Origin of the sequence: Bradyrhizobium sp. SZCCT0153, assembly GCF_018129995.1 — a bacterium.
Classification (GTDB): Bacteria; Pseudomonadota; Alphaproteobacteria; order Rhizobiales; family Xanthobacteraceae; genus Bradyrhizobium; species Bradyrhizobium japonicum_G.
In genome coordinates, this window is record NZ_JAFCKS010000003.1 from 295,616 (window position 1) to 318,882 (window position 23,267).

Sequence of the window (23,267 nt, forward strand, 5' to 3'; positions counted from 1 at the left end):
TACCCTAGGGGGGTATATAGGCGGCATGCGCAAGGACATCAAGGCATCTGTCGGAAAACGTCTCGGCCGGATCGAAGGGCAGGTTCGCGGCCTCTCGAAAATGGTCGAGGATGACCGCTACTGCATCGACATCGTGACGCAGATCTCGGCGGTGCGCGCCGCGCTGCGCCGGGTCGAGGAAGAGGTCTTGAAGGACCACGTCGCCCATTGCGTCGAGCACGCGATATCAAGCGGCGACAAGGCCGATCAGCGCGAGAAGATTGCGGAGCTGATGGCGGTGATCGGTCGGGCGGAGCGGTAGGTTGCCGTCATTGCCGACGGTGGAGCGAGGACGGCTACGCCGCCATCTCCTGCGCGCGTCCCCGCGCGCGGTAGATCGCGAGCTCGGTGAGCAGCACAAAATGCTCTGAGAAAGCGACGGCCATCTCCGCCGCCGCTTCGCTCATTACTTCCTCAGCCGGAATTTCATCTTGCGCCGCTTCGTCAACCGCTTCAGGAACGAGCGGCGGCGCACTGATCGTTTCTGGAAACACCCCGAATGAGCCTGCTACCTCCTCGAGCGGCTTTTGCTTGTCGGCCCAGTGCAGGGCTGTGTAGTCGAAGCCGTGCACGATGGTGGGTTTGACGACTTCGAAATAGGGCGAGATGTCGAAGTCGCGGGGCATGTAGAGCGAGGAATCGCGGATGTGCAGGATCTCGCGGCGGGCCGCGCGGCTGCCGGCCTTGGTGATCTTCGGCAGGATCGGATAGCGCACGGCGTCGAACGCCTGCGCGATCAGCGCCGAGCAGATGATCTTGGTGGGATCACCCGAGCCGATCGCGATCATGCGGCGCCGCCAGCGCTGCGGGATCGGCAGCGGAAACAGGAAGCGCATGAGATCGACGATGTTCTTGGTGTCGTAGCCGAAGCCGATGCGGTTGATCGCATAGCGGCAGACGGTGGTGCGGTCCTCGTAGGACAGCCCGACCGGACGGCAAACGCGGGTGTGATAGGGAAAATATTTCGACAGCGGCGCGGAGGTGACGCCTTCGCCGATATTGGCCTCGATCAGCACGTGCGGCTCGCCGTCGGGTTCCTGCGCCCCCTCGATCGGGCCGACATAGAGCGCGCCATGCGACCATGTCGACTGCGTCAGATATTTGATGATGCCGGAGATGCGGTTGTTGCCCTCGACCAGCAGCACGTCGCCGGGTTCGATGACGCCGCGCAGGTGCTCCGGGTCGCTCGGCGTGAACGGCTCGTAGCCCGGCACCTCCTTCGAGAGGTACGCGGCAATCAGCTTGCCGACTGAATCCAGGACCGTCCCCATTTCAAACTCCCCCCGCGGCCTTTTCCGGCCACCTTTTTCCCTTCTCTATCATGGTCGGAACGTGTTGCAATTCGGTTCATCGCTCTGTGAGATCAAGCACGATTGATTCACCATGATGGTTGCCGCGCAACATCAGATACGGCAAGGTTCTCTGGCTGTTCCCGTTCGCCGCAAGTCCCCGGAAACCATGACATGACAATCACGCGCCGCAGCTTCCTATCGGCGTCGGCGGGCCTTGTTGCGATGCCGGTCCTGCGCGCAACCGCCGCACCCCTGCCGCGCGAGGCTGACATCGTCGTGATCGGCGCGGGCGCAGCCGGAATTGCCGCAGCGCGGCGCATCATGGCGGCTAACCGCAAGGTCGTGGTGGTGGAAGCCGCAGGCCAGATCGGCGGGCGCTGCATCACCGACACCACGACCTTCGACACGCCGTTCGATCGCGGTGCACGCTGGATGCACAATCCCGACACCAATCCGATGATCCGGCTGGCCCGCAGTGCTGGGCTCGACGTGCTGCCCGCGCCGTCGGGCCAGAAGATGCGCATCGGCCGCCGCAACGCGCGCGCCGGCGAGACCGAGGAATTTCTGGCGGCGCTGGTACGTGCCAACCGCGCGATCGACGAGGCCGCGCGCGGCAAGCTCGACACCGCCTGCGCCTCGGTGCTGCCGAAGGATCTCGGCGACTGGGCCGGCGCGGCCGAGTTCATGCTGGGTGCGAGCTTCGCCGGCAAGGACCTTAAGGAGTTTTCTGCGATCGACAAGGCGCGTGCCCAGGACCGCAATGCCGCGATCGCCTGTCGCCAGGGCCTCGGCACGCTGATCGCCAGGCTCGGCGAGCAGGTGCCGGTCGCACTGGCGACGCCGGCAAGCCGAATCGCCTGGAGCAATCGCGATGTCAGCGTCGAGACGCAAGCCGGCAAGATCGCCGCGCGCGCCGCCATCATCACGGTCTCGACAAATGTGCTGACATCGGGCGCGATCAAGTTCGGGCCTGACATTCCCAAGCGCACGCTCGATGCCGCCGCGAAGCTCAGCCTCGGCAGCTACGATCACATCGTGCTGCAACTGCCGGGCAATCCGCTCGGCCTCGCGCGCGACGACATCCTCATCGAGCAGAGCAATTCGACACGCACGGCGCTGATGTTCGCCAATATCGGCGGCTCCTCGCTGTGCTCGATCGATGTCGGCGGCTCGTTCGGCCGCGATCTTTCCGAGCAGGGCGAAAAGGCGATGACGGCCTTCGCCAGGGAATGGATCACGAAACTGTTCGGCAGCGAAGTCGCCGCTGCCGTGCAGAAGGCCAGCGCGACGCGCTGGAATGCCTCGCCCTTCGCGATGGGCGCAATGTCGGCGTCCGCACCCGGCGGGCAGCTTTCGCGCAGAATCCTGAGCGAGCCGATCGGCAATCTGTTCCTCGCCGGCGAAGCCACGCACGAGACATTGTGGGGCACCGTCGACGGCGCCTGGGACAGCGGCGAGCGCGCCGCGGATGCGGCCTTGCGCAAGATCGGCGCACTCAAGGACGAGCCGGCCGATGTCCCGACGCAGTCGACGAAGAAGCGGCGCGCGCCGCGGCGGCAGGCCAACTAGCGCAAGACGCCATCCAGCACCGGCAGCCCCGCGATCACCGCCGTCGCGATCAGCGCGTAGCAAATCCCGCGAAACACCTTTTCGCTGGCACGGCCGAACAGCGATGCGCCGAACGCGACGCCGACGGCATAGACCGGGCCGACGATGAGCGAGAGCACCAGCGATTCGCGGCTGATCAGCCCGGTCGTCGCGTAGCTGATCATCGAGAACAGATCCGAGGCGCCGAAGAACAGCACGATGTTGGCGCGCGCGACGATCGGGGCGATGGGACGGCCGAGCCAATAGCCGACGATCGGCGGGCCGCCGGTCTGCGCGAGACCACTGCAGAAGCCGGAGAGGCCGCCGATGCCGACCGAGAGCCAGGCGTGGTCCTTGCCGCGATAACGCCAGCCCGACAGCAGCAGAAGCAGCAGCGCGGCGACGAAGCAGGAGATGATCCAGCGCGTGGTGACGGGCTCGAGCACGCTGAGGAAATAGGTGCCGACGGGGACGCCGACCAGCGCGCCCAGCACGATCACGGCGGTGGCCTTGCGGTCGGCCTTGCGCCAGGCATCGGGCAGCATCGGCGCGGCCGCGACGAAATCGATCACGAGCAGCAGGGCGGCGACGAGACGCGGCGCCGCGATGCTGCTCGCCAGCGGCATGAAGATCAGCGCCGAGCCGAAGCCGGAGAAGCCGCGCGCGGTGCCCGAAACGAAAGCGACGGCGCAGAGCGCCATCGCAATGGTGAGGCTCACGTCCTTGGGAAGAAAATCAGTGAGGGTCATGCTCTCGGTTTCTGGAGCATAATGTCGTCCGAAAACCGCTTCGCACTTTTCGGCATCATGCTCTCAACGTGCCGCCGGTCTTCTTCGTGACCTCGGCCACGATTTTCGCGGCGACGGCCTCGATCTCCTGGTCGGTCAGGGTCTTCTCGCGCGGCTGGATCGTCACTGCGATCGCGATCGACTTCTTGTCGTCATCGATGCCCTTGCCTTCGTAGACGTCGAACACATTGACGCCGGTGATCAGCTTCTTGTCGACGCCCTGGGCTGCGCGCACGATGTCGCCGGCCTTCACGGTGCGGTCGACAATGAAGGCGAAGTCGCGCGACACCGGCTGGAATGCCGACAGCTCGATCACGGGCTTGGCGCGGGTCGGCTTCTTCTTTGCTTCGGGCACGCGGTCGAGGATTACCTCGAACACCATCAGCGGGCCGTCGGCGCCGAGCGCCTCGAGCGCGCGCGGATGCATCTCGCCGAAATGGCCGAGCACGTTCTGCGGCCCGATCTGGATCGTGCCGGAACGGCCCGGGTGCAGCCAGGCCGGACCGCCGGCGATGATCTGCAGCGCCTGCATCGGCGCACCGGCCGCGGCCAGCACAGCGAGCGCGTCGGCCTTGGCATCGAAGACGTCAGCCTGCGCCGAGCCCGACCAGTGCCGTCCGAGACCTTCCGAGGAAGCAAAGCCGCGACGCACGCCACTTGCCGCCATGAACTGATCCTGCGGCCGATCGCCCTTGAAGATCTGGCCGACCTCGAACAGCGCGACATCGCCAAAGCCGCGATCGGCATTGGCCTGCGCCGCGGCGATCAGGCCCGCCAGCAGGGTAGGGCGCATGTCGGAGAGATCCGCCGCGATCGGGTTGGCGACTTCAAGCTCGCGCTGGCCGCCGCCGAACAGCTTTGCCGCAGCTTTCGTGATGAACGACCAAGTCACCGCTTCGACGATGCCGCGGCCCGCCAGCGCGCGCTTGGCGCGGCGGGTGCGGAGCTGGAGCGGGGTCAGCACGGATTTCCGGGCGTCCTCGCCGCGCTCGAACGGCGTCATCGGCACCTTGTCGACGCCATAGATGCGGACGACTTCCTCGACGATGTCGGCCTTGCCGTGCACGTCGGTGCGCCAGGACGGCACCGCGACCTTCACCACCGGACCCGGGCCCGCCATCATGAAGCCGAGATGGGTCAGGATGCGCTTCATCTCCGGCTGCGGGACCTCGATCCCGGAGAGGCGCTTCACTTCCGTCACCGGGAAATCGATCACGCGGTCATCGCCAAAGGCTTTGCCGACCACGACGTTCTCCGACGGCGTGCCGCCGCACGTTTCCATCACGAGTTTCGTGGCGAGCTCCAGCCCGGGCACCATGAAGGCCGGATCGACGCCGCGCTCGAACCGGTAGCGTGCATCCGAATTGATGCCGAGCTTGCGCCCGGTCTGGGCGATGTTGATCTCGTTCCACAGCGCCGATTCGATCAGCACGTCGGTGGTGGCCTCGTCGCAGCCCGAGGCCTCGCCGCCCATGATGCCGGCGAGCGATTCGACGCCGTGCTCGTCCGCGATCACGCAAGTAGCGGGATCGAGATTGTAGGTTCGGCCGTCGAGCGCCAGCAGCGTCTCGCCGTCGCGGGCGCGGCGCACCACGAGATTGCCCTTGACCTTCCTGGCGTCGAACACATGCAGCGGCCGCGCGCGGTCGTAGGTCATGAAGTTGGTGATGTCGACCAGCGCGTTGATCGGGCGCAGCCCGATCGCGGTCAGCCGCTTCTGCAGCCATTCCGGCGACGGCCCGTTCTTGACGCCGCGCACGAGGCGAAGCGCGAAGCCCGGACAGAGCGTCGCGTCCTCGACCGTGACCTTCACGGGGCAGGGGAATTCGCCCTTGATCGGCTTGATGGTCGGGTCCTTGAACTTGCCCATGTCGGCGGCGGCAAGATCGCGCGCGATGCCGTGCACGCCGGTGCAATCCTGCCGGTTCGGCGTCAGATTGATCTCGACCACGGGATCGCCGACCGCGGCCCATTCGGCGTAAGCAGCGCCGATCGGCGCGTCCGCCGGCAATTCCATGATGCCGTCATGGTCGTTGGAGATCTGCAGCTCGGCCGCCGAGCACAGCATGCCGCGGCTCTCGACGCCGCGGATGGTGCCGACACCGAGCGTGATGTCCTTGCCGGGAATGTAGGTGCCGGGGGCTGAGAACACGCTGACCAGTCCCGCACGCGCATTCGGCGCGCCGCACACGACCTGCACCGGTGCGGCACCGTTCCCGGTGTCCACCATGCAGACGCGCAGGCGATCCGCATTCGGATGCTGCTCGGCCGAGATCACCTTCGCGATGGTGAAAGGCTTCAGCGCCGTCGCCTTGTCCTCGATGTTCTCGACCTCGAGCCCGATCATGGTGAGCTTCTCGGCGAGCCTGTCCAGCGGCTCGTCGGTCTCGAGATGATCCTTCAGCCAGGAGAGGGTGAATTTCATGGCTGTCTGCCTCGGCTCTTGTCGGTGGAATTGCTTTGGTCGGTGTCAGTGTTCCCTCCCCCCTTGTGGGGGAGGGTCAGGGAGGGGGGTGAGCCGCGGGCTCCGGCGGAAGCTGCTTGGCGGATGGCCTCAACAACGCCTTCCAGGTTCGACATCACCTGCTCATTGGTGAAACGAAGAACGCGAAAGCCCTCGGCTGCGAAGAATGCATCGCAACGCTGGTCCATCTTCTGACGCTCTTCGAAATCGTGAGATTCACCATCGACCTCGATGACGAGCTTTGAGGAGAAACAAACGAAGTCAGCGATGTAATTTCCGACCGGCGCCTGGCGTCGGATGCCGACACCGTCCATGCGGTTGGCTTTCAAATATCGCCACAGCAGTGTTTCGGCGCGCGTCATCGCCTGGCGAAGCTGCTTCGCCCGGCGGCGTTGACGTTCGCTTACAACTGCGTGCGGCATCCGCGGCTACCCCCCTCCCTGACCCTCCCCCACAAGGGGGGAGGGAACGGAGAGAGCCTTCGTGTGTCCGGGCGCAGCCATCACGAGCTCAGCCCTCCCGCGAGCGTGGGCACTTCGAGCGGCTTGAAGCCGTAGTGGGACAGCCAGCGGACGTCGCTGTCGAACAGTTGGCGCAGATCGGCGATGCCGTATTTCAGCATGGCGATGCGGTCGATGCCCATGCCCCAGGCAAAGCCCTGGTATTCGTCGGGATCGATGCCGCAGGCGCGCAGCACGTTCGGATGCACCATGCCGCAGCCGAGAATCTCGAGCCAGTCCTCGCCCTCGCCGAAGCGGATCTCGCCCTTGTCGCGGCGGCACTGGATGTCGACTTCGAGCGACGGTTCGGTGAACGGGAAGAACGAGGGACGGAAGCGCATGTTGATGTGGTCGACCTCGAAGAACGCCTTGCAGAATTCGTGCAGGATCCATTTGAGGTGGCCGAGATGCGAGTGCTTGTCGATGACGAGGCCTTCGACCTGGTGGAATTGCGGCGTGTGGGTCGCATCCGAATCGATGCGGTAGGTGCGGCCCGGGCAGATCACTCGGATCGGCGGCTTCTGGCTCAGCATGGTGCGCACCTGCACCGGCGAGGTGTGGGTGCGGAGCAGCATGCGCGAGCCGTCCTCCTTCGGATGGAAGAAGAAGGTGTCGTGCATCTCGCGCGCGGGATGGCCTTCCGGGAAATTCAGCTTGGTGAAGTTGTAGTCGTCGGTCTCGATGTCGGGGCCTTCGGCGACCGAGAATCCCATGTCGGCGAAGATCGTGGTGAGCTCGTCCCAGACCTGGCTCAGCGGGTGGATGCGGCCGGCCTCAGTCGGCGCATCGCGCAGCGGCAGGGTGACGTCGATGGTTTCGGAAGCGAGCCGCGCATCGAGCGCTGCCGATTTGAGCACGTCGCGCCGCGTGGTGAGCGCCTCGGTGACCTTGTCCTTGGCCTGGTTGATCGCAGCGCCCTGCGTCTTGCGCTCGTCCGGCGACATCTTGCCGAGCGTGGCGAGGAGCGCCGAGATCGAACCCTTCTTGCCGAGGGCTGCGACGCGCACCGCTTCGAGGGCGGCTTCATCGCCGGCGGCGGCGATCTGGTCGAGGATGGATGTTTCGAGCGTTGCGAGGTCGGACACAGTCAAATCCTTGCTGCCAAATTCGGCTGGGTTGTCGCCGCCCGAAGGGCGTAACGTCAAGCAAAAAGCCGGTCATTTCGGGCTGAAGAACGGCTGGGTTGAACCTCACGCGGGGGCCCGGCACCAAGGGGGAAACGAGGAGACTTCCGCGATGCTTTCGAAATCCTGCCTTGAAGTTCTTCTTGCCGCTCTCGCCGTCGTTCTATCCGTCGCCGGGACGCCTGCGCGCGCCATGGTCTGCATGGACAAATCCATGACTCTGGACGAGGTCGCCGACGCCATCAGTGCCCAGAAGAGCTGCGAAAGCGCGATGAAGGTCTTCAAGGATTGCGAATTGACCGCGAGCGGCGACGTCGAACTCGGTGCCGCCGTCGAGAAGAAATGCGAGGCGGACTTCAAGCCCGGCCTCAACGCCGCGCAGACACAGGCCTACCAACGCGAGATGCGCGTGTGCGACGGCAAGTACCGGAACAAGTCCGGCACCATGTATCTCTCGTTCACGGCATTCTGCCGGGCGGAGGTCGCCCAGCGTTACTCGCAACGCGCGCTGAAGGCTGCGGGCCAGAAGGCCCGCTAGCGCAAGCCTCAGGCGGCCAGCGCGGCCTTGGCCTTCTCGGCGATCGCCTGGAACGCCGCGGGCTCGCTGATCGCGAGATCCGACAGCACCTTGCGGTCCACGGTGATGCCGGACTTGGCCATGCCGTCGATAAATCGGCTGTAGGTCAGGCCGAACGGACGGACGGCGGCATTGATGCGCTGGATCCAGAGCGCGCGGAACGTCCGCTTCTTGCGCTTGCGATCACGGAAGGCGTAAACCAGAGCCTTCTCGACCGCCGGCTTGGCGGTGCGGATCGTGTTCTTGCGGCGGCCGCGGAAACCCTTGGCGGCCTTGTAGACTTTCTTGTGCTTGGCGTGGGCGGTCACACCGCGTTTGACGCGAGACATGACAAATATCCTTCGAAAGATGACTTAGGTTTGGGATCGCCGCGAAAGCTGCGGCGCTGGCGGCAATGATCGTGGACGCGATCAGGCGTTCGGCAAGAAGTACTTCTTGACGTTGTCGCCGTCCGTCTTGAACAGCACGGCCGTGCCGCGCAGCTGACGGATCTGCTTCTTCGTCCGCTTGATCATGCCGTGACGCTTGCTGCGATGGGCGAACATCACTTTGCCGGTGGCAGTCACCTTGAAGCGCTTTTTAGCGCCCGATTTGGTCTTCAGCTTGGGCATTTGGCTCTCCTAATGGCCACAGAAATCCGCCCGCGAAGGCGGCTGGGCCGTCAAAATGCTCTATTAGAGCGTTGATTGTGCTCAGGTTTTTGCGAACTAGCGCAAAACCCGCACGGAACACCGCCACGGCAGCCCTTAATCAGCCGGGCGATGAAGGCTGGGCTTATGCCAGAGGACAGGCCGATTGGCAACGATGAACCGGCGCAACCTGCCCGGCGACTATCCGGAATCGCGACCTCATGTCCAAGCCTTGTCGCCCGGAGCAGGACCCAAATGGCCCCTTTTTCCCGAATGCTTTCGTCTTTGACCGATGTCGCTCGTCCGCGCCGCCTGGCGCTGTTGGCCGTGCTCGCCGTGGCTGCGTTTCCCTCGACCGCAGATGCCCGCCTCGGCGGATATGACGGCGTCTGGAACGTCACCTTCGCCACCACGCGCGGAAATTGCAGCTCCGGCTACAGCGTCCCCTTCACCGTCACCGGCAGCCGGGTCTCGTCCGCCGGCGGAGGCCGGGTCTCCGGCAAGGTCAATCGCGGCGGCGCGGTCGCTGTCCAGGTTTCCGTCGGGGCGTCCCACGCCACTGGCGGCGGCCGGCTCGCCGGCGTCGCCGGGACCGGCTCCTGGAACGGAATCATCTCCGGCGATCGCTGCAGCGGCACCTGGCGGGCGACGCGGAACTAGTGAGGAAAGCGACCGCCAAGATGGCGATCGGCTGCCTCTCCCGCAGGCGGGAGAGGTTGCAGCGGCGCTTGCGGCTTGCACCTCGCCCAAAACAAAACGGCCCGCCGGAGATCCGGACGGGCCGTTGAATTCCTTGGCCTAAAGAGCCGGGGCCTCAAGAGCCGGCGTCAGCGCGGTGCCAGCACCATGACGACCTGACGGCCCTCGAACCGCGCGTCCTGCTCGACCTTGGCGAGCTCGGCGACGTCGGTCTTGATCTTGTCGAGCAGCTTGGTGCCGATCTCCTGGTGCGCCATTTCGCGGCCGCGATAACGCAGGGTGATCTTGACCTTGTCACCCTCTTCGAAGAACCGCTGCATCGCGCGCATCTTAACTTCGTAATCGTGGTCGTCGATCATCGGGCGGAGCTTGATCTCCTTGATCTCGACGATCTTCTGCCGCTTGCGGGCTTCGGCGGCTTTTTTCTGCGCGGAATATTTGTACTTCCCGTAGTCCATGATCTTGCAGACGGGAGGGCTGACGTTCGGCGAGATCTCGACCAGATCCATGCCGGCTTCCTGGGCCATGCGGATAGCCGCGACGGTCTCGACCGTGCCTTTGTTGTCACCGGTCTGATCGATCAGCTGGATCTGCGCATTGCGAATATCGTCATTGATGCGCGGCCCGTCTTTGGCGGCAACGGGCGGGGCTTTATTGGGACGGCGAATGGGTGGTTCTCCAAAGTTGTGAAAGAGGCAGCTATCTTGCAGGAAGATACGTTTGCCGGCAAGCAATTCGCTCGTGCGAGGGGCGAAAAAGCCTCAAATGCGAGGCATTTTGGCCACGCCCGGGCACGCTGACCACATAGACACCTTGCTTCTGTTCCGCAAGCGTCCCAAAGGGCCAATGCCGGTGTCCAATGCGCCGCAAAGCAGATCCGAGCAGCTCAAACCGCACAGCCAGAGTAAACGTTCCATGACCAACGCAATTCCCGATGCCGTGCTCGACTTCATCGATGTGGGCGAGGGCCAGTCTGCGCGCAGGATCGCGGTGCGCCGCCGCGCGGGCCAACAATCTGGCCAAGGACCCGGGCTGGTCTGGCTCGGCGGGTTCAAATCGGACATGCAGGGCAGCAAGGCCGTTGCGCTGGACGACTGGGCCCGGGCGCAGGGCCGCGCTGTGGTCCGGTTCGACTATTCCGGCCACGGCGAATCCGGCGGCGATTTCGCCGACGGCACCATCGGGCGCTGGCTTGAGGAAAGCGTCGCGGTGGTCGAACGCTTCTGCGACGGCCCGCAGGTTCTGATCGGCTCCTCCATGGGCGGCTGGATGGCGCTGCTGCTCGCGCGTGAGATCGGGAAGCGGCAAGAGAAACCGCAAGCCAAGGCGTCGCTCGCAGGCCTGGTGCTGATCGCCCCGGCACCCGACTTCACCGAGGAGCTGATGTGGAAGAATTTTTCGCCCGCGGTAAAGCAGGAGATCGAGACCAAGGGCGTCTGGATGCGGCCGTCGGATTATGGCGACGGCTCGCCCTATCCGATCACGCGGAAACTGATCGAGGAAGGGCGGAATCATCTGCTGCTCGGCAGCGCGATCGATCTCGGCTGCCCGGTCCGCCTCCTGCAAGGCGCACAGGATCCGGACGTGCCCTGGCAGCACGCCTTCGCGCTGACCCATCGCCTGCCGGCCGACGATGTCGTACTGACGATGATCCAGGACGGCGACCATCGGCTGTCGCGCCCACAGGACATCGCGCGCATTCTTGCCGCGGTCGCCGAGATCGAGTGAAGTGTCTCCAAACGCGAAGCCGGGAGAAACGCCGATGACCAGCACCGAAATGCTGCGCGCCTTCTGCGATGCCGTCGAGCAGCGCAACGGCCGTGCCTTTGCCGATCTCTTCACCGAGGACGGCGTCTATCACGACGTGTTCTACGGCGCCTTCGAAGGCCGCGAGAAGATCGCCGCGCTGATTGACGACTGGTTCTATCGCACGGCGACCGATTTCCGCTGGGACATGCACGATCCCGTCACCGACGGCACCACGCTCTATGCGCGCTACACCTTCAGCTACAGATCAACCTTGCCGGAAGCGAACGGCGCGCGGGCGATGTTCGAGGGTGTCGCGATCATGACGCTGCGTGACGGCAGGATCGCTTTCTATCACGAGGTCGCCAACACCGCGCCGGCGTTCGTCGATTTGAAGTTCGCGCCTGAAAGAATCGCGAAGATCGTCGCCAGGCAGGGTGCGGAACTGAAGGCGCGGCCGGAGATGAAGCGGCATCTGCTTTAGCTGCACTACCGCTTCGACGGATTCGCCATCGGCTTGCGCTGCGCCAGGGCTGCGACCGTGGCGGTGCCGATCGGGCCCTGTTCGTCGTAGAGCCAGCATTCGCCGATCGCCACGCCATCGGTGGCCTGGTGGTTCACCACGTCGAAGCCGATCCAGTTCGTCACCGGCAGGCGGTGCAGATAGATCGTGACGTCGCTGTTGATGTAGCCGAGCCCCTTGTCGCCGGCGTTTGCAAACGGGCTGGCGAAGTCGGCTCCAACAGCGACATGGACGAAGGGCGTCATCGGCACGCCCGCGACCAGCTCGCGCACCTCGCTCATCCAGAGCCGGCGCGGACCCAGCGAGCCCATATGGCCGACGATCGGCCGTGTCGTCCATTTGCCGTTCATGCCGAGCCGCGGATCGGTCGGCTTGGGGATGTCGGCCGGTTTCGGCACGTCCCAGTTCGGCGGCGACCAGACGTTGCCGTCCGGATTCTGCGTCCGCCGCAACAGCTGGCACGAGGCGCGTGCCATGCTGACGCCGCCGGACAGGAACTCCGCTTCCACCACGCGGATGCGCAAGCCGTCGCGCACCAGCCGCGTCGTCACCTCGATCGGCTTGTCGATGGTGGGAAGCCGAAACATGTCGACGGTCAGCCGCGCCGGCACCAATTCCGGGCCCGAATGGCGCTCCTCGATGGCGAAGCCGAGCAGGCCGACGATGACGCGTCCGTGCAGCGATTTCGGATCCCAGGGACCGTTGGCGACTTCCGTCGGATGGAATGTATCGCCGTCGCGGGTGAAGAAAGGCATGTTTGTCATGGCCCGCGAGCTTGAAGGAAGCGGCGGGGAAATCAAGATGCTCAACCCTCATGGTGAGGCGCGCGGCACGCGCGTCGCGAACCATGAGAGCCCCGCTGCTGCAGCTTGGCCCGCATCCTTCGAGACCCGCGCGAAGACGCACGCTTCTCAGGATGAGGGTCGGGAAGCTGCCCGCCACTCCTCATGCACGCCGTCGTCGCGCTCGCTGTTCATCGCGGCAGACTTGATCGCCTCGAACTCATCGCGCGACAGCAGCTGCGCCAGCGCCCACACCGCCGCGCCGCGCACCAGCGGACTCGCGTCGTCGAGCAATCGCCGCGCCTCCTCAGCCAGCGCCGCATCGCCGGAATTGCCGATCGCGATCAGCACATTGCGCAGAAAGCGGTCGCGGCCGATGCGCTTGACCGGCGACTTCGTGAACAGCGCACGAAACGAAGCGTCGTCGAGCCGTGCGAGCTCGGCAAGACCCGGCGCGCGCAATGCCTCGCGCGCGGCGAGCTTTGCCTCGCGGCCTTCCTGCGCGAACTTGTTCCAGGGACATGCGGCGAGGCAATCGTCGCAGCCATAGATGCGGTTGCCGATGGCCTTGCGGAATTCGCGCGGGATCGGTCCCTTGTTCTCGATGGTGAGATAGGAGATGCAGCGCCGCGCATCGAGCTTGTAGGGCGCGGGAAATGCCGCGGTCGGGCAGATGTCGAGACAGGCCCGGCACGAGCCGCAATGATCGATCTCGGCCGGGTCGCGCGGCAGCTCCAGCGTGGTGTAGATCGCGCCGAGAAACAGCCAGGAGCCGAACTCGCGCGAGACCAGATTGGTGTGCTTGCCTTGCCAGCCGAGACCCGCGGTCTGCGCCAGCGGCTTCTCCATCACCGCCGCGGTGTCGACGAACACCTTCACCTCGGACGGTGCGGCCGCGACCAGCCAGCGCGCCAGCGCCTTCAGGCGCTTCTTGATGAGGTCGTGATAGTCGTCGCCCTGCGCATAGACCGAGATCGCCGCGCGCGTTCGCTGCTTCAGGATCGCGAGCGGATCCTGGTCGGGGCCATAATTGACGCCGAGCATGATGACGCTGCGCACGTCCTGCCACAGCCCGCGCGGATCGACGCGGCGCTCCGGCTGCGCGGCGAGCCAGTCCATGTCGCCATGGCCGCCCGATGCGATGAATTCGAGGAAATGCTGTCCGGCGCTTTCGATCGTGCCTGGTACCGTTACGCCGATGCAGTCGAAACCGAGCGCGCGTGCCTCGTTGGCCAGCGCTGCCTTCAGCTCAGTCGGGTCGGAGTTCAGAAGTCGAGGTCCACGTAGGTCCGCGATGCCGGCACGCCCGCCAGCCATTCGCTCAGCAGCGGACGGAACGACGGGCGGGATTTCACCCGCGCGTACCACGCCTTTGCTGCGTCGTCCTCGCTCCATGGCACGTCGCCCAGATAGTCGATCGCCGAGAGATGCGCCGCGGCGGCGAGATCCGCGTAGGTGAGCCGGTCGCCGGCGAGGAAGTTACGCGTCTGCGCCAGCCAGCCGATATAGGCCAGATGATAGCGCACGTTTGCCTTCGCTGCGCGCATCACGTCGGCCGAGGGCGCGCCGCCGCCATTGTCCTCGCTCATGAAGCGCTTGTAGATGCGCTCGGTGACGAGCGGGTGTGAGACTTCCTCGAAGAACTTCTCGTTGAACCAGGCCATCAGCCGGCGCACCTCGACGCGCTCGCCGATCGTTTCCGGCATCAGCCGCTTGGGGCCCATGTCGTGCCCATAGGACTCGTCGACATATTCGGCGATGATCGCCGCGCCCGGGATAGGCGGCTGCTCGTCGTCCACCAGCACGGGCGTCGCGCCCGCCGCATTGAGCAGCAGAAAGGCTTCGCGCCGCTCCCAGCTGCGCTCTTCAACCAGCTTCAGGTCGAGCCCGTATTCTCCCGCGATCAGGCGGATGAACCGCGAATGCGGACAGAACGGATGATGAAACAGCGTAAACATGAAGCCTTTGACTATTTGATGGTGCTTAAGAATCCATCAATGTTTGTGCGGCGCCACACTAGTCCTTCAAAACCGCGAAGCAAGGGTGCGATGCCGCATTTTGCGATTGCGGGAAAGAGGCGGATGGGCGAGAAGAGCCCCGTTTTTCCAGCGGAAATGGACCGTAAATATGTCAGATGCAATACGGGCAGTGATCCTCGGCATCATCGAGGGTGTGACCGAGTTCCTTCCCGTGTCCTCGACCGGTCACCTGCTGCTTGCGGAGCGCTTCTTCCATCTCGGCGAGGGCGCGTTCTGGGATTCGTTTACGGTTCTGATCCAGCTCGGCGCGATCCTCGCGATCGTCGTGTTGTACTTCAAGAAATTGTGGGACGTCGCGATCGGCATGTTCACGGGCGACGCCGATGCGCGCCGCTTCGTGATCGGCGTGCTGGTGGCGTTCCTGCCCGCTGTCATCGTCGGTCTCGTCGCCGGCAAATACATCAAGAGCATGCTGTTCAATCCATGGGTGGTCTGCTTCTCGCTGATCGTCGGCGGCGCCATCCTGCTCTGGGTCGATCGGCTCGATTTCAAGGCGCGTGAGCACGACGCCACCCGGTTTCCGCTGCTGATGTATCTCTATATCGGCATCGCGCAGTGCGTGGCGATGATCCCGGGCGTGTCGCGCTCCGGCGCCAGCATCGTGGCGGCGATGTTCCTGGGTGCCGACAAGCGCGCGGCGGCGGAGTTCTCGTTCTTCCTCGCCATCCCCACCATGATCGGCGCGTTCGCCTACGATTTCTACAAGAACCGCTCCGAAATGACGATGGACCACATCGGCGTCGTCGCGATCGGCTTCGTGGTGTCGTTCATTACCGCGATCATCGTGGTGAAGACGTTTTTGTCCTACGTCACCCGCCACGGCTTCGTGGTGTTCGCCTGGTGGCGCGTCATCGTCGGCACGCTCGGCCTGATCGCGCTGGCGCTCGGCCGCTAGAGGTCGAACGGGCCGCCGCGCCCGCGAACGGCGAGGCGAAGAGACCCTACGCGCTCTTGCGCTGGAATTGCCCGGCGGCGCGGAAGCGCCAGAGATATTGCGGGGCGATGGCTTCCATCGAATCGGCGGTGATGCCGAGACCTTCCAGCGTCAGGCCGGCGGCCTTGGCCGCATCCGACACGACATTGTCGCGCTCGAGCAGCGTGACCTGGTCAGGCGTCAGCTTGAACGCGCCCGGCGCGAATTGCAGGAAGTTGGCCTTGAAGCGGGCGAGCCCGAACGGCAGCGGCACCAGCATCCGCTCGCGGTCGGCGATCTCCAGGATGGCTTCGATGATCTCGCGCATGGTCAGGACTTCCGGCCCGCCGAGCTCGTAGGTCGCGCCCGGCCTGGCCTTGCCGTCGACGGCATCGGCGATCGCGGTGGCGACGTCGCCGACATAGACCGGCTGCATCCGGGTCGTCCCGCCGATCAGCGGCAGCACCGGCGACATCCGCGCCAGCGCCGCGAAACGGTTGGTGAACTGGTCCTCGGGGCCGAACACCACGGAGGGACGGAAGATCGTCGCCGACGGCACCGCGGCCAGCACCGCGGCCTCGCCGGCCGCCTTGGCCCTGGCGTAGTGCGAGGGCGATTCCGCGTCGGCGCCGATCGCCGAGACGTGCACCAGGCGCGCACCTGCCGCAGCGGTGGCCTTGGCCACGGCCTCGGCGCCCTTGGCCTGCACCGCGTCAAACGTCTGCGCGCCGCCCTCGGCGAGGATGCCGACCAGGTTGATCACGACATGCGAATCACGCAGCGCCGCCTCGACCGAGGCCGGATAGCGCAGGTTGGCCTGGACGGTGTGGACCTGCCCGACCTTGCCGGAGGGCTGGAGGTATCCGGCTAGTTCCGGCCGCCGCACGGCGACCCGGACCCGATAGTCGCGCCGGCACAGCGCGCGGACGACATTCCGGCCCAAAAACCCCGATCCGCCGAAAACCGTGACGAGAGTTTCCAGATTCGATGCCATGGGATCCATTCCTGCGGGAAGACTGCGTGTTATCAGGCTTGTATCGGGCCGGTTTGCGATGCGCAATCCGCATCCCCAGCCCGGGGCACGCATGAATTGACAACGGCGTCACTGAACCGTAGTAACCGCCTCCGTGCCCAACCGGCATGCCCAGGTGGTGGAATTGGTAGACGCGCTGGCTTCAGGTGCCAGTGGCTTAACGGCCGTGAAGGTTCGAGTCCTTTCCTGGGCACCATCTTTGGCACTGTTTCCCGTTCGATTCTCCCCTTGGGGGATGCTCCGCACGGTGTGTCGCAGTGTCGCGACGTCTTGTCGTAAGGTCTTGGTCGCAACGTCTTGATCGTAAGGTCTTGATCGCACCGCGACATGCGCGATGCGATCGACGTCGTCGCTTTTTTCACCCGTTTGATCTGGTCGCTCCGTCGCGGACGCCCGTGCTTGCGCGGCCGGGCTGCAATGGGTACATCGCGGGCAATCCGAATTAGCCTATTGTGCCGACGCAACCGATTCGCTCGAGGTTTTGAAACGCCATGACCGTACGCCTGCATCGCGGCGACCTGCCGGACCTCTCCCGCTACACCGGAGCGGTGGCGATCGACACCGAGACCATGGGCCTGAACCCGCACCGCGACCGGCTCTGCGTGGTGCAGCTCTCGCCCGGCGACGGCAGCGCCGACGTGGTGCAGATCCCCAAGGGCCACACCGATGCGCCGAACTTGAAGGCCCTGCTGGCCAATCCCGCCAACACGAAAATCTTCCACTTCGCGCGGTTCGACGTCGCAGTGCTGTACCAGACCTTCGGCGTCATGACCGGGCCGATCTACTGCACCAAGATCGCCTCCCGCCTGACCCGCACCTATACCGACCGCCACGGCCTCAAGGACCTCGTGCGCGAGGTGCTCAATGTCGACCTCTCCAAGCAGCAGCAATCCAGCGACTGGGGCGCCGACAGCCTGACCGAGCCGCAGCTCGCCTACGCCGCCTCCGACGTGCTGCATCTGCACGGCTTGCGCGAGCGGCTCGATGCCATGCTGGTGCGCGAGGGCCGCGCCGCGCTGGCAAAGGCCTGTTTCGACTTCCTGCCGACCCGCGCCTTGCTCGATCTCCAGGGCTGGGCCGAAGAGGACATTTTTGCGCATTCCTGAGCGGTTCGGCCGGCTGCTGAGGCGAGTTGCCGCCCCGTTTCGGACACTTTCGTAACGGCCTGTCGCTGGCTGCATGTTTGGGCGTTGCCAGCTACAATGGGGCGACCTTCAACCGGACACGGCGAGCGACACCTCAGGAGCCCAGGTGAATTCGGCCCATAATCCCACCTACGACGCCGCGCTTGCGGCGAAGTTTGCCAGCGCGGCGCGCCACAGCCGCCTGGTGCGGATTCTGCGCATTGCCGTGCCGGGCGCGGTGCTGTTGTCCCTGGCCGCCATTCTCGGCGTCTCGATCTTCAATCCGTTCCGCATGCTGATGCCGAAACTGCCGCTCGATTCCGGAAACATGGTGGTGTCAGGCACCAAGATCACGATGGAATCGCCGCACATGGCCGGCTTCACCCCGGACCAGCGGCCCTACGAGCTCTGGGCCAAGACGGCAACGCAGGACATCACCGATCCCGATCACGTCGATCTTCACGACCTGCGCGCCAAGGTGCTGATGGAAGATCAATCCACCCTGTTCCTGGACGCCCGTACCGGCCGCTTCGACAACAAGCAGCAGCAGCTCGACCTGCACAAGGACATCTTCCTGCGCACCTCGACCGGCTACGAGGCGCGGCTGAACTCCGCCTTCGTCGACATGGGCAAGGGCACGGTCTCCTCGGACGAGCATGTCGACGTCAAGCTGACCAACGGCACGCTGACCGCCGATCGGCTGCGGATCACGGAAGGCGGCGACGTCATTCGCTTCGAGGGCAACGTCGTGATGCACCTGGACAAGCTGGACGACCCCGCCGTTCAGCCTGCACCGCCCGAGCCCGCGCCGCCGGTGAAGACGCGTACGCCCCAGAACAAGTCTGCCAATTCAAAGTGATTTTCATGGCTCCTTTTTTCTCGCGCAACGATAACAAGCGGCGCGCCATCGGCAGCGTCGCCGCGCTCGCCGTCGGCGTCGTGCTGGCCGGTGCGGCAACCGCGCAGAGCACGATGCAAGGCGTGCCGAACGCGATGCAGGGTTTTTCGCAGAACCGCGACCAGCCGATCCAGATCGAAGCCGCCTCGCTTGAGATGCGCGACAAGAAGAAGGAAGCGACCTTCTCCGGCAATGTGAAGGTGATCCAGGGCGATACCACCATGACCTCGAAGACGCTGGTGGTGTTTTACGAGTCCGGCGGCGACAAGCCCGCCACGCCGCAGCCTGCGTCTGCCAAGGGTGCGAAGTCCGCGCCGATTCAGTCGGCGACGCCGGGTCCGGGCGGCAGTTCCTCGATCAAGCGGCTGGAAGCGCGCGGCAATGTCGTCGTTACCCAGAAGGACCAGGTGGTGACGGGCGAGACCGCCGTGTTCGACACCAAGACCAACCTCATCACCATGCTCGGCGGCGTGGTGCTGACGCAGTGCAAGAACGTGCTGCGCGGCGACCGGCTGGCGGTCGACATGACCACGGGCGTGTCGCGTGTGGAATCCGACACCGGCCGGGTGCAGGCACTGCTGCCGCAGGGCGCCGGCAGCGAGTGCGGATCCGGCAGCCCGGCCAAGCCCGGCCCGGGCGCGCCTCTGCAATTGCCCGGCGCAAGTAAACCAAAGTAACTTCAATAAGTTGGGCTGACGCCTCCCGATCCGAGGTTGAAGCTTGGCCGGCGAGACTGTATTTACCGCGAAGGGCTTTCGAAGCGGGGTCCGCCGCTTTTCGGGCGTGTTTCACTGGGCATGAGACATTCCTCAACTCATGCTGCGTCGGCAAAACGAAAGGCCGGCGCGGCAGATCGCGCGAATGTCGTTCAGGATCGTCGTGGAAGGCTAGAAGGCGGGGATGGTCGATCTCTTCAGCATGTTCCGTCGGCGCCCCGCCAAGCGCGGCCGGCCAGGATTTGCGCGTCAGGATATCACCGCGCTCGGTGACGGCGTCGGGGGGCTCGTGCCCAGCCCTGTCAGGGACACACCGTCGATTGCCCGCGACCAGCCGATGCGTGCGCCGGATCAGTTCCAGACCGATTATCAGGCCGAGCCGCAGCGTGCGCAGGCGGCTCACCCCGCCAGGTCGGCCACCAGGCCCAATGGCGCCGGCGGGCCCCAGCTCCTGAAGCGGCCGGGCTACCTCGCTGTGCATAGCGTGGAAAAGAGCTTCGGTAGCCGCAAGGTGGTGCGCGGTGTCAGCATCTACGTGCGCCGCGGTGAAGCGGTCGGCCTGCTCGGTCCGAACGGCGCCGGCAAGACCACCGTGTTCTACATGATCACCGGCCTGATCAAGCCCGATCGCGGCGCGATCGAGCTCGACGGCCACGACGTCACCAAGCTGCCGATGTATCAGCGCGCGCGGCTCGGCATCGGCTATCTGCCGCAGGAAGCCTCGATCTTCCGCGGCCTCACCGTCGAGCAGAACATCCGCGCCGTGCTCGAAGTGGTCGAGCCGTCGCGCAAGAAGCGCGAGCAGCAGCTCGACTCGCTGCTCGACGAATTCAACATCACGCGGCTGCGCAAATCGCCTTCGATCGCGCTGTCCGGCGGTGAGCGGCGCCGCGTCGAGATCGCGCGCGCGCTGGCGACGCGTCCGAACTACATGCTGCTCGACGAGCCTTTCGCGGGCATCGATCCGATCGCGGTCGGCGACATCCAGGATCTGGTCCGCCATCTCACCAATCGCGGCATCGGCGTGCTGATCACCGACCACAATGTGCGCGAGACGCTGGGCCTCACCGATCGCGCCTATATCGTCTATGCCGGTGAAATCTTGACCGAGGGCAGCCCGGATGAGATCGTCGCTGATCCGGATGTGCGCCGCCTTTACCTTGGCGAGGAATTCCGCCTCTAGCCCATTTTTCCAATTCGTCAAGCCGTGTACATCGGGCGCGGACTAGGATAAGCAAAAATCGGACCAACTTTTCGGGATCGGTTCTTGCTTCATGGCGCTTTCGCAGAGATTAGAGTTCCGGCAATCGCAGTCGCTGGTCATGACGCCGCAGTTGATGCAGGCGATCAAGCTGCTGCAATTGTCCAATCTCGATCTCACGACATTCGTGGAAGAGGAACTCGAGCGTAATCCGCTCCTGGAACGGGCCAACGACGAGCCCCCCGCGGGCGAGGCTCCCGCCGAGGCCCGCCAGTTCAGCGATGGCGAGGAGTCCGGCGGCCAGGGCGACGGACAGGGCGACGGACAGGGCGATGACGGCTTTGGCGGCAGCGGCGAGGCCTTCGAGCCGGGCCAGGAAGACTGGATGAACAAGGATCTCGGCACCCGCGCCGAGATCGAGCAGACCCTGGACACCGGCCTCGACAACGTCTTCTCCGAAGAGCCGGCCGAGGCTGCCGCCCGCAACGCCCAGGACGTGGCGCCGACCACCTATACGGAATGGGGCGGCGGCGCCTCCGGCGACGAGGACTACAATCTCGAAGCCTTCGTCGCCGCGGAAACCACGCTCCGCGACCATCTGGCCGAGCAGCTTTCGGTCGCCTTCGCCGGCCCTGCCCAGCGCATGATCGGCCAGTACCTGATCGACCTCGTCGACGAGGCCGGCTATTTGCCGCCCGATCTCGGCCAGGCCGCCCAGCGCCTTGGCGCCCCGCAGCAGGACATCGAGGCCGTTCTTGCCGTGCTGCAAAAATTCGATCCGCCCGGCGTTTGCGCGCGCAATTTGAGCGAATGCCTGGCGATCCAGCTCCGCGAACTCGATCGCTACGACCCGGCGATGCAGGCGCTGGTCGAGCATCTCGATCTGCTCGCCAAGCGCGACGTCGCCTCGTTGCGCAAGCTGTGCGGTGTCGACGACGAGGACATCGCCGACATGATCGGCGAGATCCGCCGGCTCAATCCCAAGCCCGGCATGAAGTTCGGCTCGGCCCGTTTGCAGACCATGGTGCCTGACGTCTATGTCCGCCCGGGTCCGGACGGCGGCTGGCATGTCGAGCTCAACAGCGACACCTTGCCGCGCGTGCTGGTCAACCAGACCTATTATTCCGAGCTGTCGAAGAAGATCGGCAAGGACGGCGACAAGTCCTATTTCACCGACGCGCTCCAGAACGCGACCTGGCTGGTGCGAGCGCTCGACCAACGCGCCCGCACCATCCTGAAAGTCGCAACCGAGATCGTGCGCCAGCAGGACGGCTTCTTCACCCACGGCGTGGCGCATCTGCGGCCGCTTAACCTGAAGGCCGTCGCCGACGCCATCCAGATGCATGAATCCACGGTGTCGCGCGTCACCGCCAACAAATACATGGCGACCAATCGCGGCACGTTCGAGCTGAAATATTTCTTCACGGCCTCGATCGCGTCGGCCGACGGCGGCGAGGCGCATTCGGCCGAAGCCGTGCGCCACCACATCAAGCAGCTGATCGATTCGGAAGCACCTGCCGCGATCCTGTCGGACGACACCATCGTGGAACGCTTGCGCGCCTCGGGCATTGATATTGCCCGCCGCACGGTCGCGAAGTACCGCGAAGCCATGCGCATTCCATCCTCGGTGCAACGCCGTCGCGACAAGCAGAGCGCTCTTGGTAACGTCCTCTCCAACGCAATGCCCGATCGCTCCCGCAACCCCGAGCCGGCCTGATTGCGCTGGCGCGAAATCGCGCTACTCTCCTTCCCCCATTCGCGACCGATCCAAGCACGCGCATGATCCGGAAAAGTGTGAAGCGGTTTTTCGAACGGATCACGCGCAGGGAACAACCCCGGCTGCGATGACGCGTCGTCGCAGCGGGCGCAAACCAAGCGAGGCATCACATGACTCTTCGGATTTCGGGCAAGAGCGTCAGCGTCGGCGAGGCCTTGCGCGGCCGCGTGACCGACCGGACCGAAGAGGTCCTGCGTAAATATTTCGACGGCAATTATTCCGGCCACATCACGCTCAGCAAGGACGGCTTCGGCTTCCGCACCGACTGTGCGCTGCACCTCGATTCCGGAATCACGCTGGAAGCCGATTCGAACGCGCCGGACGCCTATGCCAGCGCCGACCAGGCGCTGCTGATGATCGAGAAGCGGCTCAAGCGCTACAAGAGCCGGCTCAAGGACCGCTCCGCCCGCAAGGCCCATGTCGCCTCCGCCGCGCTCGCGGCCATGGATGCCACGAGCTACGTGCTGGAAGCGCCGGGCGAGGGTGAGGACGAGGAAGAGGTCACCGGCTACAGCCCCGTCATCATTGCCGAGGCCACCACCGCCCTGAAACCGCTGTCGGTGAGCGAGGCCGTCATGGAGCTCGACCTCAGCGGAGCGCCCTGCCTGGTATTCCAGCATGGTTCCAGCGGCCGGGTGAACATCATTTACCGCCGCGCCGACGGCAATGTGGGCTGGATCGACCCGCCGGGGGCCAAACCGGACGGCTAGGGCCGGAACCGGGCCCCGTAGCATCCGCAGGCCTTAACAATGACCGGGGCAAAGCCGCACGCAGCAGTTGGCACCGGGATTGCGTTGGAGTAGAAGCGCCCCACAT

At 65.0% G+C, this 23,267-nt stretch carries 25 protein-coding genes and 1 tRNA gene; 14 read left to right on the plus strand and 12 right to left on the minus strand.

Annotation, left to right across the window (positions count from 1 at the left end; genetic code table 11):
- Nucleotides 1–25: 25 nt before the first annotated feature.
- Nucleotides 26–301 (plus strand): metal-sensitive transcriptional regulator, encoded by a 276-nt coding sequence (locus tag JQ572_RS15110; RefSeq protein ID WP_092027570.1) that lies wholly within the window; start codon nucleotides 26–28, stop codon nucleotides 299–301.
- 34 nt (nucleotides 302–335) lie between these two features.
- Here the strand turns inward: JQ572_RS15110 and JQ572_RS15115 are convergent, their stop codons facing one another.
- Nucleotides 336–1,310 carry a YiiX/YebB-like N1pC/P60 family cysteine hydrolase gene (locus JQ572_RS15115; RefSeq protein ID WP_211383828.1) on the minus strand — a complete coding sequence of 325 codons (975 nt, stop codon included), beginning with the start codon at nucleotides 1,308–1,310 and terminating at the stop codon, nucleotides 336–338.
- Nucleotides 1,311–1,502: 192 nt separating this feature from the next.
- Here JQ572_RS15115 and JQ572_RS15120 point away from each other — a divergent pair, with 192 nt between their 5' ends.
- The gene (locus tag JQ572_RS15120) at nucleotides 1,503–2,900 is read left to right on the plus strand and encodes a flavin monoamine oxidase family protein (protein ID WP_211383829.1); all 1,398 of its coding nucleotides are present in this window, start codon (nucleotides 1,503–1,505) and stop codon (nucleotides 2,898–2,900) included.
- Here JQ572_RS15120 and JQ572_RS15125 read toward each other — a convergent pair.
- The 4 genes from JQ572_RS15125 to pheS form a co-directional block, all read right to left on the minus strand.
- Nucleotides 2,897–3,667, minus strand: coding sequence for a sulfite exporter TauE/SafE family protein (locus JQ572_RS15125; protein ID WP_211383830.1), 771 nt, complete (start codon nucleotides 3,665–3,667; stop codon nucleotides 2,897–2,899). The two genes, JQ572_RS15120 and JQ572_RS15125, sit on opposite strands and share 4 nt — an antisense overlap.
- A gap of 55 nt (nucleotides 3,668–3,722) precedes the next feature.
- On the minus strand, nucleotides 3,723–6,131 hold the full coding sequence (gene pheT / locus JQ572_RS15130) for a phenylalanine--tRNA ligase subunit beta (protein WP_211383831.1): 2,409 nt from the start codon (nucleotides 6,129–6,131) through the stop codon (nucleotides 3,723–3,725).
- Entirely contained in the window at nucleotides 6,128–6,592 is a 465-nt protein-coding gene (locus JQ572_RS15135; RefSeq protein ID WP_211383832.1) for an endonuclease domain-containing protein, read from the minus strand. Before JQ572_RS15135 ends, pheT begins: the two co-directional genes overlap by 4 nt.
- Nucleotides 6,593–6,672: 80 nt before the next feature.
- A complete protein-coding gene (gene pheS, locus JQ572_RS15140; RefSeq protein WP_211383833.1) occupies nucleotides 6,673–7,755 on the minus strand; it encodes a phenylalanine--tRNA ligase subunit alpha in 1,083 nt (360 codons plus the stop codon).
- Between the two features lie 151 nt (nucleotides 7,756–7,906).
- On the opposite strand from pheS, the gene JQ572_RS15145 reads away from it, so the two are divergent.
- Nucleotides 7,907–8,332 (plus strand): hypothetical protein, encoded by a 426-nt coding sequence (locus JQ572_RS15145; protein WP_211383834.1) that lies wholly within the window; start codon nucleotides 7,907–7,909, stop codon nucleotides 8,330–8,332.
- Between the two features lie 8 nt (nucleotides 8,333–8,340).
- On the opposite strand, the gene rplT is transcribed toward JQ572_RS15145, so the two are convergent.
- Together rplT and rpmI are read right to left on the minus strand one after the other, a co-directional pair.
- Nucleotides 8,341–8,700 (minus strand): 50S ribosomal protein L20, encoded by a 360-nt coding sequence (rplT, locus tag JQ572_RS15150; RefSeq protein ID WP_211383835.1) that lies wholly within the window; start codon nucleotides 8,698–8,700, stop codon nucleotides 8,341–8,343.
- Between the two features lie 81 nt (nucleotides 8,701–8,781).
- Complete coding sequence (gene rpmI / locus JQ572_RS15155) at nucleotides 8,782–8,982, minus strand: 50S ribosomal protein L35 (RefSeq protein ID WP_007598540.1); 201 nt, start codon at nucleotides 8,980–8,982, stop codon at nucleotides 8,782–8,784.
- Between the two features lie 273 nt (nucleotides 8,983–9,255).
- Here rpmI and JQ572_RS15160 point away from each other — a divergent pair, with 273 nt between their 5' ends.
- The gene (locus tag JQ572_RS15160) at nucleotides 9,256–9,660 is read left to right on the plus strand and encodes a hypothetical protein (protein ID WP_211383836.1); all 405 of its coding nucleotides are present in this window, start codon (nucleotides 9,256–9,258) and stop codon (nucleotides 9,658–9,660) included.
- 167 nt (nucleotides 9,661–9,827) lie between these two features.
- Here the strand turns inward: JQ572_RS15160 and infC are convergent, their stop codons facing one another.
- On the minus strand, nucleotides 9,828–10,367 hold the full coding sequence (gene infC, locus JQ572_RS15165) for a translation initiation factor IF-3 (RefSeq protein WP_211384211.1): 540 nt from the start codon (nucleotides 10,365–10,367) through the stop codon (nucleotides 9,828–9,830).
- Nucleotides 10,368–10,614: 247 nt separating this feature from the next.
- On the opposite strand from infC, the gene JQ572_RS15170 reads away from it, so the two are divergent.
- Together JQ572_RS15170 and JQ572_RS15175 are read left to right on the plus strand one after the other, a co-directional pair.
- A complete protein-coding gene (locus JQ572_RS15170; protein WP_211383837.1) occupies nucleotides 10,615–11,427 on the plus strand; it encodes an alpha/beta hydrolase in 813 nt (270 codons plus the stop codon).
- 34 nt (nucleotides 11,428–11,461) lie between these two features.
- Complete coding sequence (locus JQ572_RS15175; protein WP_211383838.1) at nucleotides 11,462–11,929, plus strand: nuclear transport factor 2 family protein; 468 nt, start codon at nucleotides 11,462–11,464, stop codon at nucleotides 11,927–11,929.
- Between the two features lie 5 nt (nucleotides 11,930–11,934).
- On the opposite strand, the gene JQ572_RS15180 is transcribed toward JQ572_RS15175, so the two are convergent.
- The 3 genes from JQ572_RS15180 to JQ572_RS15190 form a co-directional block, all read right to left on the minus strand.
- Nucleotides 11,935–12,732 (minus strand): acyl-CoA thioesterase domain-containing protein, encoded by a 798-nt coding sequence (locus JQ572_RS15180; RefSeq protein WP_211383839.1) that lies wholly within the window; start codon nucleotides 12,730–12,732, stop codon nucleotides 11,935–11,937.
- 147 nt (nucleotides 12,733–12,879) lie between these two features.
- Nucleotides 12,880–14,067, minus strand: coding sequence for a tRNA epoxyqueuosine(34) reductase QueG (gene queG, locus JQ572_RS15185; RefSeq protein WP_211383840.1), 1,188 nt, complete (start codon nucleotides 14,065–14,067; stop codon nucleotides 12,880–12,882).
- The gene (locus tag JQ572_RS15190; RefSeq protein ID WP_211383841.1) at nucleotides 14,016–14,708 is read right to left on the minus strand and encodes a glutathione S-transferase family protein; all 693 of its coding nucleotides are present in this window, start codon (nucleotides 14,706–14,708) and stop codon (nucleotides 14,016–14,018) included. The genes queG and JQ572_RS15190 overlap by 52 nt, the downstream gene beginning before the upstream one ends.
- 169 nt (nucleotides 14,709–14,877) lie before the next feature.
- Between JQ572_RS15190 and JQ572_RS15195 the strand changes: the two genes are divergently transcribed.
- On the plus strand, nucleotides 14,878–15,684 hold the full coding sequence (locus JQ572_RS15195; RefSeq protein ID WP_211383842.1) for an undecaprenyl-diphosphate phosphatase: 807 nt from the start codon (nucleotides 14,878–14,880) through the stop codon (nucleotides 15,682–15,684).
- A 46-nt stretch (nucleotides 15,685–15,730) separates the two neighbouring features.
- Here the strand turns inward: JQ572_RS15195 and JQ572_RS15200 are convergent, their stop codons facing one another.
- Nucleotides 15,731–16,696, minus strand: a complete 966-nt coding sequence (locus tag JQ572_RS15200; protein WP_211383843.1) for a complex I NDUFA9 subunit family protein — start codon at nucleotides 16,694–16,696, stop codon at nucleotides 15,731–15,733.
- A 148-nt stretch (nucleotides 16,697–16,844) separates the two neighbouring features.
- Between JQ572_RS15200 and JQ572_RS15205 the strand changes: the two genes are divergently transcribed.
- The 7 genes from JQ572_RS15205 (at nucleotide 16,845) to hpf (ending at nucleotide 23,161) form a co-directional block, all read left to right on the plus strand.
- Nucleotides 16,845–16,931 (plus strand) — tRNA-Leu (locus JQ572_RS15205).
- A gap of 295 nt (nucleotides 16,932–17,226) precedes the next feature.
- Nucleotides 17,227–17,841: a ribonuclease D gene (locus JQ572_RS15210; protein ID WP_211383844.1), complete on the plus strand. Its 615-nt coding sequence runs from the start codon at nucleotides 17,227–17,229 to the stop codon at nucleotides 17,839–17,841.
- Nucleotides 17,842–17,986: 145 nt separating this feature from the next.
- A complete protein-coding gene (gene lptC / locus JQ572_RS15215; protein ID WP_211383845.1) occupies nucleotides 17,987–18,718 on the plus strand; it encodes an LPS export ABC transporter periplasmic protein LptC in 732 nt (243 codons plus the stop codon).
- A 5-nt stretch (nucleotides 18,719–18,723) separates the two neighbouring features.
- On the plus strand, nucleotides 18,724–19,434 hold the full coding sequence (locus JQ572_RS15220) for an LptA/OstA family protein (RefSeq protein ID WP_211383846.1): 711 nt from the start codon (nucleotides 18,724–18,726) through the stop codon (nucleotides 19,432–19,434).
- A gap of 223 nt (nucleotides 19,435–19,657) precedes the next feature.
- The gene (lptB, locus tag JQ572_RS15225) at nucleotides 19,658–20,656 is read left to right on the plus strand and encodes an LPS export ABC transporter ATP-binding protein (RefSeq protein ID WP_211383847.1); all 999 of its coding nucleotides are present in this window, start codon (nucleotides 19,658–19,660) and stop codon (nucleotides 20,654–20,656) included.
- A gap of 91 nt (nucleotides 20,657–20,747) precedes the next feature.
- Complete coding sequence (rpoN, locus tag JQ572_RS15230) at nucleotides 20,748–22,391, plus strand: RNA polymerase factor sigma-54 (protein ID WP_211383848.1); 1,644 nt, start codon at nucleotides 20,748–20,750, stop codon at nucleotides 22,389–22,391.
- A 170-nt stretch (nucleotides 22,392–22,561) separates the two neighbouring features.
- Nucleotides 22,562–23,161, plus strand: coding sequence for a ribosome hibernation-promoting factor, HPF/YfiA family (hpf, locus tag JQ572_RS15235; protein WP_211383849.1), 600 nt, complete (start codon nucleotides 22,562–22,564; stop codon nucleotides 23,159–23,161).
- The last annotated feature ends 106 nt before the right edge of the window (nucleotides 23,162–23,267 follow it).

What these genes read in the sequence shown, in the direction of transcription:
- JQ572_RS15200 (WP_211383843.1), bottom strand. Translation starts at nt 16,696, where the DNA reads ATGGCATCGAATCTGGAAACTCTCGTCACGGTTTTCGGCGGATCGGGG.
- JQ572_RS15160 (WP_211383836.1), top strand. Translation starts at nt 9,256, where the DNA reads ATGGCCCCTTTTTCCCGAATGCTTTCGTCTTTGACCGATGTCGCTCGT.
- queG (WP_211383840.1), bottom strand. Translation starts at nt 14,067, where the DNA reads ATGGCTGGCGGGCGTGCCGGCATCGCGGACCTACGTGGACCTCGACTT.
- JQ572_RS15125 (WP_211383830.1), bottom strand. Translation starts at nt 3,667, where the DNA reads ATGACCCTCACTGATTTTCTTCCCAAGGACGTGAGCCTCACCATTGCG.
- JQ572_RS15110 (WP_092027570.1), top strand. Translation starts at nt 26, where the DNA reads ATGCGCAAGGACATCAAGGCATCTGTCGGAAAACGTCTCGGCCGGATC.
- JQ572_RS15135 (WP_211383832.1), bottom strand. Translation starts at nt 6,592, where the DNA reads ATGCCGCACGCAGTTGTAAGCGAACGTCAACGCCGCCGGGCGAAGCAG.
- pheT (WP_211383831.1), bottom strand. Translation starts at nt 6,131, where the DNA reads ATGAAATTCACCCTCTCCTGGCTGAAGGATCATCTCGAGACCGACGAG.
- JQ572_RS15175 (WP_211383838.1), top strand. Translation starts at nt 11,462, where the DNA reads ATGACCAGCACCGAAATGCTGCGCGCCTTCTGCGATGCCGTCGAGCAG.
- JQ572_RS15145 (WP_211383834.1), top strand. Translation starts at nt 7,907, where the DNA reads ATGCTTTCGAAATCCTGCCTTGAAGTTCTTCTTGCCGCTCTCGCCGTC.
- JQ572_RS15210 (WP_211383844.1), top strand. Translation starts at nt 17,227, where the DNA reads ATGACCGTACGCCTGCATCGCGGCGACCTGCCGGACCTCTCCCGCTAC.
- lptB (WP_211383847.1), top strand. Translation starts at nt 19,658, where the DNA reads ATGGTCGATCTCTTCAGCATGTTCCGTCGGCGCCCCGCCAAGCGCGGC.
- rplT (WP_211383835.1), bottom strand. Translation starts at nt 8,700, where the DNA reads ATGTCTCGCGTCAAACGCGGTGTGACCGCCCACGCCAAGCACAAGAAA.
- JQ572_RS15220 (WP_211383846.1), top strand. Translation starts at nt 18,724, where the DNA reads ATGGCTCCTTTTTTCTCGCGCAACGATAACAAGCGGCGCGCCATCGGC.
- rpmI (WP_007598540.1), bottom strand. Translation starts at nt 8,982, where the DNA reads ATGCCCAAGCTGAAGACCAAATCGGGCGCTAAAAAGCGCTTCAAGGTG.
- JQ572_RS15170 (WP_211383837.1), top strand. Translation starts at nt 10,615, where the DNA reads ATGACCAACGCAATTCCCGATGCCGTGCTCGACTTCATCGATGTGGGC.
- rpoN (WP_211383848.1), top strand. Translation starts at nt 20,748, where the DNA reads ATGGCGCTTTCGCAGAGATTAGAGTTCCGGCAATCGCAGTCGCTGGTC.
- JQ572_RS15180 (WP_211383839.1), bottom strand. Translation starts at nt 12,732, where the DNA reads ATGACAAACATGCCTTTCTTCACCCGCGACGGCGATACATTCCATCCG.
- JQ572_RS15115 (WP_211383828.1), bottom strand. Translation starts at nt 1,310, where the DNA reads ATGGGGACGGTCCTGGATTCAGTCGGCAAGCTGATTGCCGCGTACCTC.
- hpf (WP_211383849.1), top strand. Translation starts at nt 22,562, where the DNA reads ATGACTCTTCGGATTTCGGGCAAGAGCGTCAGCGTCGGCGAGGCCTTG.
- JQ572_RS15120 (WP_211383829.1), top strand. Translation starts at nt 1,503, where the DNA reads ATGACAATCACGCGCCGCAGCTTCCTATCGGCGTCGGCGGGCCTTGTT.
- JQ572_RS15190 (WP_211383841.1), bottom strand. Translation starts at nt 14,708, where the DNA reads ATGTTTACGCTGTTTCATCATCCGTTCTGTCCGCATTCGCGGTTCATC.
- JQ572_RS15195 (WP_211383842.1), top strand. Translation starts at nt 14,878, where the DNA reads ATGTCAGATGCAATACGGGCAGTGATCCTCGGCATCATCGAGGGTGTG.